7 protein-coding genes and 1 pseudogene are annotated in these 11,853 nt (G+C 60.4%); 5 read left to right on the top strand and 3 right to left on the bottom strand.

The features are described from left to right. The 4 genes from H5U08_RS02590 to H5U08_RS02575 form a co-directional block, all read left to right on the top strand. A partial coding sequence (locus H5U08_RS02590) for a ferrous iron transporter B (protein WP_297029784.1) occupies positions 1–1,160 on the top strand: 1,160 nt, incomplete at its 5' end. Between the two features lie 41 nt (positions 1,161–1,201). Continuing rightward, positions 1,202–1,375 (top strand): hypothetical protein, encoded by a 174-nt coding sequence (locus H5U08_RS02585; protein ID WP_297029782.1) that lies wholly within the window; start codon positions 1,202–1,204, stop codon positions 1,373–1,375. A 422-nt stretch (positions 1,376–1,797) separates the two neighbouring features. Next, entirely contained in the window at positions 1,798–3,489 is a 1,692-nt protein-coding gene (locus H5U08_RS02580) for a HEAT repeat domain-containing protein (RefSeq protein ID WP_297029781.1), read from the top strand. Positions 3,490–3,499: 10 nt separating this feature from the next. Next, positions 3,500–4,111 (top strand): hypothetical protein, encoded by a 612-nt coding sequence (locus H5U08_RS02575; protein ID WP_297029780.1) that lies wholly within the window; start codon positions 3,500–3,502, stop codon positions 4,109–4,111. 58 nt (positions 4,112–4,169) lie between these two features. Here the strand turns inward: H5U08_RS02575 and H5U08_RS02570 are convergent, their stop codons facing one another. Then, on the bottom strand, positions 4,170–5,495 hold the full coding sequence (locus tag H5U08_RS02570; RefSeq protein WP_297029779.1) for a Gfo/Idh/MocA family oxidoreductase: 1,326 nt from the start codon (positions 5,493–5,495) through the stop codon (positions 4,170–4,172). A 494-nt stretch (positions 5,496–5,989) separates the two neighbouring features. Between H5U08_RS02570 and H5U08_RS02565 the strand changes: the two genes are divergently transcribed. Beyond that, complete coding sequence (locus tag H5U08_RS02565) at positions 5,990–6,847, top strand: hypothetical protein (RefSeq protein ID WP_297029778.1); 858 nt, start codon at positions 5,990–5,992, stop codon at positions 6,845–6,847. 34 nt (positions 6,848–6,881) lie between these two features. Here the strand turns inward: H5U08_RS02565 and H5U08_RS02560 are convergent, their stop codons facing one another. Together H5U08_RS02560 and H5U08_RS02555 are read right to left on the bottom strand one after the other, a co-directional pair. Then, positions 6,882–7,649: an SMC-Scp complex subunit ScpB gene (locus H5U08_RS02560; RefSeq protein WP_297029777.1), complete on the bottom strand. Its 768-nt coding sequence runs from the start codon at positions 7,647–7,649 to the stop codon at positions 6,882–6,884. 43 nt (positions 7,650–7,692) lie between these two features. Then, positions 7,693–11,853: pseudogene (locus H5U08_RS02555) on the bottom strand (hypothetical protein); the annotation flags it as partial.

Here is an 11,853-nt window from a genome sequence, read left to right as displayed (position 1 = left end):
CATTCATCCCGCAAATTGCCATCCTGTTCATTTTTATCGCGATTCTGGAAGACTGCGGTTATGTGGCGCGGGCGGCGGTGCTCATGGACCGTTTCATGTCCCGGATCGGCCTGAGCGGCAAATCGTTCATCCCGATGCTTTCCAGCTTTGCATGCGCGGTGCCCGGCATCATGGCCACGCGGACCATCGATAACGAGCGCGACCGGTTGACGACGATTCTCGTCACGCCGCTTTTAACGTGTTCGGCTCGATTGCCGGTATATGCCCTGTTGATTGCCGTCTTTATTCCGGACTATCGATACCTGGGTGGTTTTGTGGGATTGCAGGGGCTGGTCCTGGCGAGTCTCTACGTGCTGGGGGTGGTCACCGCGGTGACGGTGGCTCTGCTCCTCAAGCGAACAATCTTCCGCGGTCGGTCGCCGACCTTCGTGATCGAACTTCCCAGCTACAAATGGCCGTCTCCGCGGACGGTCATCTTGCGAGTATGGGAGCGGGTAGTCGTTTTCCTGCGCAATGCCGGGACGATCATCGCGGCGATTTCGGTGCTCGTGTGGGCAGCCCTGTATTACCCGCATGATCCCGCCAGCATCGATCAGCATCTGCTCAACCGTCAGGGCGAGTTGCAGGCCTTGATCGAGACGCTTCCCCCGGGATCCCCGCAACGTGAGGCCTGGGAGAAGGAGCTCGATCAAATCGGTCGCGACATCGCGGCAGCCTACCAGCGAAACAGTATCCTGGGACGTATGGGACGGACGATCGAACCGATCTTCCGCCCGCTGGGCTGGGACTGGCGGATCGGGACGGCGGTTCTGGCGTCCTTTCCTGCCCGGGAAGTCGTGGTTGCGACGCTGGGGGTGATGTTCAATCTGGGAGATATTTCCTCGGACGATCTCACATCTAGTCAGGAGCTCCATGCCCGGCTGCGCTCCGCCACCCGGGAGGGAACCGATCAGCCGGTCTTCAACATTCCCGTGGCCCTGTCTCTGATGGTCTTTTACGCCTTGTGTGCCCAGTGTGCGGCTACCTTGGCGGTGATCCGCCGGGAAACGAATAGCTGGCGCTGGCCTGCCTTCACGTTCGCCTACATGACGACGCTGGCCTACATCGGCGCCCTTGTCACGTATCAGTTGGCCAGTAGAATTTTAACAGGCGGGGCTTGACAAATTGGCGGCATCCTCCTTTGCGATGGAGGTCCCGGATTGTGAGCGAGTTGGGTACTCATCTGAATATCATGTGGCAGGACGTGGCGGCCTGGTTGACGGTCGTTGTGGCGGCCGTCTATGTCATCTGGTACTTCCGCCGAGGGGAAGGTGGGCACTCGGTGGGGTGCAGCGGTTGCAGCCACTGCCCGATGGTGAGTGAGCTTCGGCGCTGAAGCTGCCCGCCTTCGATGCCAGCGAGGCTCTTTGGTTGCTTCTCTCATTCGGAGGGACCTGCTTGTCAGGTCCGCTTTCGCGGGGACCCGCCTGTCAGGCCAATATATCGCTGATTACTTGGTAGGGGCAATTCATGAATTGCCCCTACGATCTTGGTGGGACCTTTTTGGAGGGACCTGCTTGTCAGGTCCGTTTCTTGGAGGGATCTGCCTGTGGGGTCTATCTGGGGCGATGACCGGCTGGCGGATGTGTGATCTGTATGGAATTTGCAGAGATGGCCGGGCTTCCCTTTTCGCAGAACGAGACCAATGAAGCATCGTGGGCGGCCAGGGTGTTCTAGACTCTCTTGGAGCATCTTCCCGTACGAGGGAGAGATACAGACCGACCATCAGAATCATATCGAGGCTTGTTCAGCAGCCGAATGCATCCACCCTGGGAAAAGACATTTGATTGGCTGGGCACCACCGGCAACCGCGCTGCGGTGGAGCTTCTCTTTCGTGCGCTGAGGTCGGGAACGCCGCAGATCCGCCGGGCAGCTCTCCTCGCCCTGATGCGAAGACCCGAGAAAAACGCCCACCTTGTGGTGCTGCGGGACATCGACCGCACGGACGATTGCTGGCAGGATTGCCTGAGGATTCTCCCCGGCACCTTCCAGGAATTTCTGCGGGACCAACTGGTGCACGGAGATCCCCATCAGCGGCAGGAGGTCTGTCGATTTCTTGTGGATACCGATCAGTTCGACTTTGTGCCGCTTTTGGCTCATTTACTTGAAAACCGCAAGATACAGCCGCGGGACGCACTCGCCGGCACACTTCAAGCCCTGTGTCGCAAACTGGGGACACTGGTGGAAGTTGCCTCGGCGGGGAACGAGGCGACGCAGATCATGCGGACTGCCGAGCAGGTTCGTCGGGCCCTGAATATCGCGGCCGATCGCTATGCCAAGCATGAAGCTCCTGAAATTCTGGAAAGTTTGCTCTTGCTTTCGGCGGGCTATTCTCGCTTGTTTTTGGAAATTATTCGGCAGCCGGGCCATGCCGCGCGGAGCGTTTTACTGCATCTTTTGAGCACCGATACGTCATCGGCGACACTGAAGGTCCTGTGTGATTTTCTCAATCAGGCGGACGCCCCTCAGGAAGTGTTGTGGATCATTTCCCAGCGGTCGGATCTGCCGTTTCTCCGGCATTTGCTCCATTCAGTCAAAACGCCTTTATCCGCCACGGTTCGACGTCACCTGAAATCTTTGCGATCCCTGAAGTGGCTGGACAATCTGGAAGGCTTGCTCCCCAGCCTCGATGAAACGGAGCAGAGCGCGCTGGTAGAGATAGTCGTTCATTCCGGTGTGCCGCGACAGGAAGCACTTCGCGTTGTTGGCAAAGTTCTGACCAAGGGCTTGCCCGGAGCACGTCGCACCGCGGCCGAGGCGCTGGCCGATTTCCATGGTGCCGAGGCCAATGAGCTGGCCTTGCGGGCGATGTCAGATCCCGATCCACTGGTGCAGGCGGCCATTCTGCCACAGTTGCGCCAGCGCGGTGTGGTGGGGGCTTTACCGCACATCATTCGGCTTTTGGAAAGTCCGCACCCCGCGGTTCGCAAGGCCGCCCGAAAAAGTCTCCGCGAATTCAGCTTCTCGCGATTTCTCCAGGTCTGGGACCTGCTGCCTGCCGATATTCGCCAGAACACGGGGATGCTGGTGAAGCGAGTGGACGGCCGAACTTCCCTCCTGTTGAGGGCGGAGTTGCTTTCGCCATTTCGGTTACGACGGTTGCGGGCCCTTTCCGTCGCCCAGGAGTTGCATTTGGTGCCGCGGGTGGAGTCTGCCATCATCCCACTTTTGAAGGACGAAGACCACGCCGTGCGGGCGGAGGCGGCGGCTGCGCTTGCCCAAAGCGACTCCGTTTGGAGTTACCAGGCTCTGGTGGATGCCCTGGAGGACCCCAACGCGGTGGTGCGGGCAATCGCTCAGCGGAGCCTGGAACAACGACGGCAGCGACAGAAATTAACGGAGCGGGCTGCCCAGAACACGGAAAAATCCTCGCCTTCTCAAGCCACGCCGCCAGTTCCGTCCTCCGCCGATGCTGCCGGGTTGACCCCAGAAAACGCTCCCAGTCCGTAGGACGTTTACCATGTCGTGGAATCGAAAACGTTTATTGTTCCGACTTCACCGGCTCTACAAAAGGATGGTGCGCCAGTCGGCGCTTCTGCGGCATGGCCTTTTGGCGATAGTGCTGGGCCTCCTCGCATCCGGACACGAAGCGTGGGGCCAACACAGGGCCCCCCTGGAACTCCTGCGGAGGGAGTTCCAAAGGCGGCAAACGGGAGACGTGCTGCCAGGAAGCCACTGGAAATGGTATATCCTGGGATTCCTGGCGTTTGTTGCTGTGCTGGGCATGGTTGTCTGGATTATGGACCGATTCCGCAGTCGCCGCCCGTACACCAGCCGCTGGCTCCTCTTTCTGGAACTGTGCTGGGTTCACCGACTGGGGTGGCGACAGATCTGGCAGCTCTGGCAGTGGGTTCGCCGGGAAAAAATCCATCCTCCCGCACGGGTCTTCTCCGAGCCCGAACTGTGGGAAGGCCGCGTCGATTTTGTAACTCTGGCCGCGGGAGGTCGGGATAGTTCCCCGTGGACGCCGCTCTACGAGCGGTGTTTTGGTCGGCTGATTCCGACCTCACAGGCCTTTCCCGAAGCCAGTTCAAATGGCGGAGAATCCCCACCGAGGGCCGGCGGAAATTGACCCGGCCACCGCCGTTTGAATTGAATTGTGCGGCAAAAGCGCCCTGTTCGGGGTGGTGTCAGTAGGCTTTCGTCTGGCCCGGCATGGCGCAGGGATAAATCCCATCCGGGCCCGGTTTGGGTTGCGGCACGCTATCCCACGTGTAGCCCGACGGCGACAGATCCACCTTTGAATTGATCGCCTCATCCCATGTGACGATTTGGCCGGAGTACGTCGCCATGCGTCCGAGGATGGCGGTCATGGTTCCCAGGATGGTGTGATCCACTTCGTTGTAGGGCTGTCCTGCCTGAAATGCGGCGAGAAAGTCGTTCCACTCCAATTGATGTCCATCCGGCCCGCGCTCGACTCTCACGGGTTCCTTCCCCTCCACGTGGATGATGGCGTGACCGTGGCCTTCAATACTGACGTAACCCTTCGTGCCATGAGCGTGTTCGGAGAAGCTGTCCCAGCAGCCGGGAATGTGGCGGCAGTAACTGTAGGCACGGGTACCGTCTTCATAGGTGAACTCGACGGCGTGATGATCGTAGATTTCGCCGTAATCTTTCCCGATTCGGAACTGGCGACCGCCCATCCCCTGTGCGGAGACCGGATGCTTGTTGCCCATCATCCAGTTGAGGACATCGAGGTCGTGGACATGCTGTTCCACGATGTGGTCGCCCGACAGCCAGGTGAAGTAGTACCAGTTGTTGACCTGGTACTGCATCTCGGTCTGTCCTGGTTTACGCGGGCGCACCCAAACACCGCTGGAGTTGAAGTACGCCCGCAGGTACTTGATGCGTCCGATTTCGCCATCCCAGATACGGCGGATCATTTCCTTGTGTTTGACTTCGTGCCGGAGGTGGTGTCCCACGGCGACGCGAAGGCCTTTTTTCTTGGCTTCTTCGTTGGTGGCCATGATGCGGCGGACTCCCGGGGCATCCACGGCCAGCGGTTTTTCCATGAAGACGTGTTTTCCGGCCTTAACGGCAGCCTCGTAATGAATGGGTCGAAATCCCGGCGGACTACAGAGGAGGACGATGTCGGCGTCGGTTTCCATGAGCTTCTGATAGCCGTCCAGGTCGGTGAAGCGGCGTTCCGGGGGAACGTCCACCTGATCGCCGAACCGGCCTTTGAGGGCCTGATAGCTCGCCTCCAGGCGTTCCGGGAAGGCGTCATGAAGCGCGATCAGCCGCACCTGAACGCCCACTTTGTTCGACATCGCGTCCGCCGCTGCGCCCGTTCCCCGGCCGCCGCATCCGGAAAGGGCAATTTTCACGACGTCGCTCCCCGCGGCGTGCACAGCCGGTATGTTCGGCGATAACAAAACCAGACCCGTGGCCAGGGAACCCTTCTTGAGGAAATTCCGCCGTGTGTCCTGTTGGCTTTGGGTGGGGAAGTCGTTCATAGGTATGCCTCCTCAATGCGATGGAAAGGGTGGGTCACAGCGTTCGCACAGGACAGGGTTTGCTGGTAGTTTTAACACCACGATGACTGGAAATCAAACCTTCCGCATTTGCCGCGGCCTGTTTTGTGACCTAGACTAGTCATAGCGAGTGGCACGGTCCTCGAAGTTGTGGGGAAAGAAGAATCCCACCGTTCGCGCACCAGGTATTTCTCTGCGCGCGGGCGTGATGCCTGCAATGAGAGCGCATTGGTTCCCCTAACCTATTGGATGTGAATCGTTTTCACTGCGACTGAAATACCACTGATAGGCGGCAACGATTGAGTCGACTGGTCTTTTCGAATCGGAGGGTGCAGCGACCGGGTACTCACAGAGTTCTCTCTGTTGTGGCGATCCCGAAGTCCGAGCCGGGTATCACCCATCCCGGTTGGGCGGTTTCGCCACCTGGAAACAACGTCTGATCGTCTATGGAATCCCCTCGGCAAACCCCTGGCAGCATGGAGCCCCGCGAGGCGGTGGACCGCTGGCTGAACGAGATGGTTGCCGGCCAGCGGGAGCTGCAGGCCGTCATGGAGGGGGCCTTTCAAGAACTGGGGGCGGCGGTCGAGGAATGGCTGAAAATCCAGTCGGCACGCGACGTGGAGTTGCGGGACCGGGAATCGGCACTGGTTCGCCGGGAGAAGGAACTGGCGGCGGCACTGGCCCGGCACCGGGAAACGCAGGAGGAAGTTGCACGTCTCCGGGAGCAGATCGAACATCGGGCGGCCGAAGTCGATCGCCGCGCCCGGGAGTTGCAGGCCCGGGAGGAAGAGTGGCAGCGCCGGCTCCTCCAGTCCGAGGACCGCGAGAAGGAACTTGCCAGACTCCGTGAGTTGATCGGTGAACTCCGCGCTGCCGCACAACCGGTGACCCCCGCCACCTCATCTTCGGAACAAACGGTCTCACAACGTGAGCTGGCACACTGGCAACAGAAAGCGGAAGATCTGGAGAAGCAACTGGCCGAGGTGCAGCGCCAGAAAGAACTCCTGGAAGCGGAGGTCAGCGTCCTCCGGCATCGCGCGATGGAGTGGCTGGAGATGCTGGCCGATCAGCGGCGACAGCTTCTCGAAGAACGCAACCGCTGGGCCGGCGAGATCCGCCAGTTCCGTCGCCTCATCGAGGTGCTTCTCGACCGCCACGTGGAGCCCTTGCCGGAGGGACACGAGGAACACGAATCGGCGACACCGCGGGTCATTCCCTACGAGCCGCTGGAGGCCCGTCTCACAGGCACGGGCGACGCCTTTCTCGATTCCCTGTCCGCGCAATTCGAACAGCTTCGCAAGGAGTTTGATCGCCGTCGCGGGAAGGATGCGTGACGCGCAGGCTCAGAAGACGGACGGCAGTCGCCACTCATTCGCTGCCTTCTTCGCCTGACCAGTCAGCCTCTCCAAGTTGTGGCAAATCTTCCAGGCTCTGCAGTTTGAAGAGCTCCAGAAATCGCTGCGTGGTGCGATATTGGGCGGTGCTTTTTCGGGCGTCGCCGTCGGGATAGGTGACGGAGATGAGGTTCCGCCGCACAAGCTGCGCGAGGATCGCTCCGCTCGGTTTGCCCCGCAGCCGGTTGACTTCTTTCACAGTGACCGGCTGACGATAGGCCACGATTGCCAGGACTTCCAGGGCCTGCTGAGAAAGCCGCACCTGCCGGACCTTGCCGAAGAAGCCCTCGCGGAGCCCGTCGAACTCGGGGAGAAGCTTCATCCGGTAACCGCCCCGCTCGAAGACGATTCGATAGGGCCGACCGCTCGCCTCGTACTGGGCGTTCAGCTCCGCGACAAGGCCGGCGATTTCGTCGGGCCGAACACCGCGCATGATTTCGGCGGCCTGGCCGGGGGAGAGGGACTCGTTGCGAGGATGCCCCACGAAAAGGAGGGCTTCCAGAATACTTTTTGGGTTGACCGGGACGGCCGACGGCGTCGCCGGTGCAGCGACGGGTTCGCTATCAGCAGGGGGAGCTGGGGACGCGGGTTCGGGCGGGCTTGCCTCGGCGGAGGGAGCCCGGTTGCTCAAAGGTTGACCGGTGGCCTCGGCAAACGCTCGAGCAAGTTCCTCCAGCGTCACCGCTTCTTCCGGAAGGGATTCGTCGGGGGGAGGATGGAAATCGCCCGCCTGTGCCACCACCAATCGGCCTCCTTTCCTTTGCAGCCCATCAGGGTGCGGTCTGCTATTCGATAATTCGCTTGATCAACAGCCCCTGATCGACGTTGAGATCGTAGCCCCGGCGGAAGCCGACGGGGATCGAACGGTCATAGAGGAAGAATCCCCGGTGCCGTTTGATGTCCCCGGTGTCACTGCCCAGCTCCTGTCCCAGCATGTAGCCGTCGGGATAGATGTCGAGGATCTCCTGCGGGGACAGGCTCACACCATTCACCAGGAAGTTGCCTGGTGTCTGTGGATCCGGTTGCATGACCTCAGCCACCGGTTGCACTTCGAAGTAACCGATGGTTACCCAAATGGCGTACACATTGGACCGCGTGGTCACAAGGTTGCCGAGTCGCATGAGGTCTCGATAGCGGAAGAAGGGATTGCGATTGATGTCGCAGTACTCGTATTCATGATTTTGCGAGGGATTCTGCGGATCGGTACTGGGTGCCTGGAAGAGGGGCACGTGGGTGAACTCCATCTGTCCCGTGTTGGGATTTGGGACGACCTTTTCACGCAGCAGGGTGGCGTTCACCTCCCGGCCGATGACGTCCTGGAGAGTCGGGTTGGTGGGATTAACCGGGCTTGTGGGCGGGACGTTACTGAACCCACCGAAGCTGCGGAAGGGATTGCCAAACCGCGTTGGATAATCTGGATTGTTCAGCAGAAGTCGGGTGTACGAGTCAGGCGGGAGGAGCGGAGTGTTGGGCACCGTGGGCGGCAGGCTGGGGAAACCCTGATTGGGCGGCACATAGAATCCCCGACGGCTGTCCAGAAATTCGTGCCACAGTGCCACATAGGGATTGGTGGTATCAAACCAGTTGGCGGGAGGATTGAGGATAAGCTCGGGCCGGTTGATCAGTCCCGCCCAAACCTGGGGCGCATAAACGGTATTCAAATTGATGCGCCCCGGCTCACGGAAGTACGGAATCATGTGGTTGGGTGGAGTGAAACGATGAGGCGGAGAGCCCGGCGGGGCCGGAGGCGAGATGCGCTGCGCGGTCTCCGGATTCAACTGGAGTTCCGTGTCCACGAACGGGGAGGGCACCCGCACAAACTCCAGGACGCGATGGAACTCAGGGGCCGTCGGACTGCCGCCGGTGCCCGCACCCACAGACCAGAAGTAATTGGTCAGGTGAGGATAGGGATCGTACGCGGCTGCCGGATCGCTGATCGGGTCGGCTTGGGGATCTGGTTGGTAAGGATTGAGATCCTGCGTCGGATTTGTGCCCTCCCGTGGCACGCGGTAGTACTTGTAGTAATTGTTGGCATCGTAAGCGAGCAGTCGGGAGCTGGGCAAAGCCGGCACCAGGAGAAGTTCTGTCGCGCTGGTGTACGGCCGGTTGAGCCACGTGAGCCACGGGAAGGGACGCTGGGGATCACCGTTATACGGCGCCGGTCCTGGCCGTGGCGTGCCGAAAGGTTCACTCAGATAACCCAGCGTATGCTTGAGTCTGCGGTTGAAGATCCCCACAGGCACCGTGGCCCCGTCATTCTGCACCGGTTTGTCGAGCGGTTCCTGTTTCCAAAGAATGACGTCGTGGTAGGTGTCCTGGATAACCGCGTTATTGCTGTTGTCCAGGGCAGGCGGATCATCGTTTCGCTCGCCACGCTGCCGCGTGTGGAACATGATGGGATCGGTATGGCTGATCTGGGCCTGGCCATCGGCGGTGAAGTCTTCCCTATTGGTTCGGCTGTTGAAGCACGTGAGATCCACCGGGGCGGAATCCACCGTCCGGTACGGGTTGAGAATCGGATCATAGGGCTGCGTGGGGTCGGCCAGCCGCTGCAGGTGAATGATGCGAAACCGTGTCCGCGTTGTGTTGTGCCCGAAGAGGTGGTCCCAATCCTCGTCGGGTTGGAGGTCGGTTCGCTGGGCATCGAGGGGTTGGTCGATGACCTGTGGCGATCCCGGAGGATCTTCATAGCGCCCCGTGGCGGGGTTGTACTTGATAGGCCGGCCGCCCTCATCGGTTTCTGTTGCTTCCAGCTCGTCGTAACCGGTGGTGGGCTCGGAGACGCTCAGCCGCATTTCCTTGTCTCCGGCCAGTGCACCGATCGTGACGTAGCCGCGGTCAACCCGGATGCCCACCGGAGGATTGATTCCCGGCGGAGGGGTGTCGCCGTTCTTGTCGACGATCACCTGATTTCTCAGGATGCGGATGTAACGATCAGTGTTCGGATCGCCCTGATCAAGTTGGAAGCCGATGAACGTGATGTCCCCATCCGGTTGGCCGGCTGGACCGATGACCGCATAGCGACCGGGCAGGATCTTGTCGATCTCTCCAGCATAGGTATTGCTGGGGTAATAGCTGACGGGGATATTGGCCTCTTCGGGGAAGCCATTTTGGGGTCGCGGAACAAAGTACACGGCCCGTTCGATTTGCGGGCGTTTGGTGGGATCAGGATTATCCGGGTCTTTGGCCAGGCCGGGTTGATCGGGATCCGCTTCCGCCCGAGTGATGATAATTCGCCAGATCGGCTGACCGACCGGATTCACCTTCGCCAGGTCGACTCCCGGCCGGGGTTCCGGCTGGCTCTTGTTGGGATCGTCGAATTCTCCGGGACTGGGTTCGTTTTCAAACCAGGGGTTGTACAACTCAACAAAGAGAGAACCCTGCGGTCGATAACGCTGATCTAGGTCTTTGATGTTATCTCCTTGGTCTTCTTCTTTGGGATCGTTGGTACCCGGCGGATATGCGTAGCCGTACGCGCTGAGGTCTTCCGTCCGCCGGTCATGGAAGGCAAGGGTCTCGGTGATGAGGAGTTCGGGCCGTTCACAGCCCCATACTGTGTGCTGCGGATCGGGGGTTGGGTTCCAGCCGTCAAACGGGTTCTCGTCGAACACGAATCGCGTCATGATCGAGTCGCGATCGCGGAAATCGACCGTGTTGACGGCCCACTGGGCGATCATCCGCGCGGTGTTCAGGCGGCTGCTGGTGAGAGTATCGAGGAAATTCAAATCAGCCACCGACATCATGAGGACATAGAGATGCCTGGCCAGGGCCTGATGGGGATCTTCGGTGGCCCCCGGGAGGCCATCTCCGTCGTAATCAAAGGGGAGGGCGCTGGTCGTGCCAGTGGCTGTGCGATAGGCCCATTGATCCTGACCGGCGATCGCCTCGCCAGGTTCATCGATGACACCGTTATTGTTGTTATCAAGACCATCACCCAGTGGCCGATTGATGTTGAGTCGCAAACCGGCCAGGACATCGGGCGGGAAAAGCACCCACAGGTCCTGGGGTACGGTCAGATTGAACCGCTGAACGATGCTCTGAAGGAGCTGGTTCCCCAGTTGCTGGCGCCAGCGATAACTCCCGGCCAGGGCGGCGACCGGGAGATCCCAACTCTCCGTCGTGATCATGTGCCGCACACGCACCAGATCGGGAATCAGCTTGCGGAGGCGCTGCGGGAGATCCCGGCTGTCCTGGTCGAAGGGACGGAGGATCGCTTCCAGTTCTGCCGGCGTGAACGGGGCATCCACCGCGTCCTGCTGGCCGGATTGAATGACACCCTTTCGCCCACGGCGAGTCAGTTTGATCTTGTAAGGGTTATCCGTGACGGCCGCCGCCCAGAGGTTCTGCGGCTGTACATAGATCGGTCGGCCGCGCAGATCAAGACCGACACACATGGCGCCCATCATGTCGGGCGGACTGCCGTAGATGGTGGGATTGCCTGGACCAAACGGCTGGGGAAGTGTAGTCCGCCAGTCGAGCGGATAAGTAAAGAATTTGTTGGCCAGGAGTGCGTCAGGCTGCCCGGCCAGTCCTGCTGCCGGAAGCGGCGGCGGGGACGCCAGGCGTGTTCGCTCTCCATAACGGCCCATGATCGGGCCCAGGAGCGGATCGGTCCTTCCCACAAGCAGGATAGCATAGAGATTCTGCCAGGGCCCGGGAGAGCCGCCACTATTGGTGAGCAATTCAAAGAGCGGCCCGAGGTTGATCTCCGCCGGACCAAAGCCAAGCCCGCGGAACCAGTGCCGTAATGCGTTGGGTGCTGTCCCGGGATTTGGAAACAGCACGCTGGGATTTTCGCCGTCCGGGAACGCGTCGGTGTTGGTGTCCGGGCCGGCAGCGAGGATCCAGTTTGCTCCCACGGGAGCACCATCGACGTTGAGGGTGTCCTGCTGATAATACCGCGGGTCGGCCTGGACGAGCGAACCGTGGGCGTTGAGATTCAGTCG

It is taken from the genome of Thermogutta sp. (assembly GCF_014359955.1).
Taxonomy (GTDB): Bacteria; Planctomycetota; Planctomycetia; order Pirellulales; family Thermoguttaceae; genus Thermogutta.
Note: the sequence above shows the minus strand (reverse complement) of the source record. Positions and strands in the feature narration are given on the sequence as shown.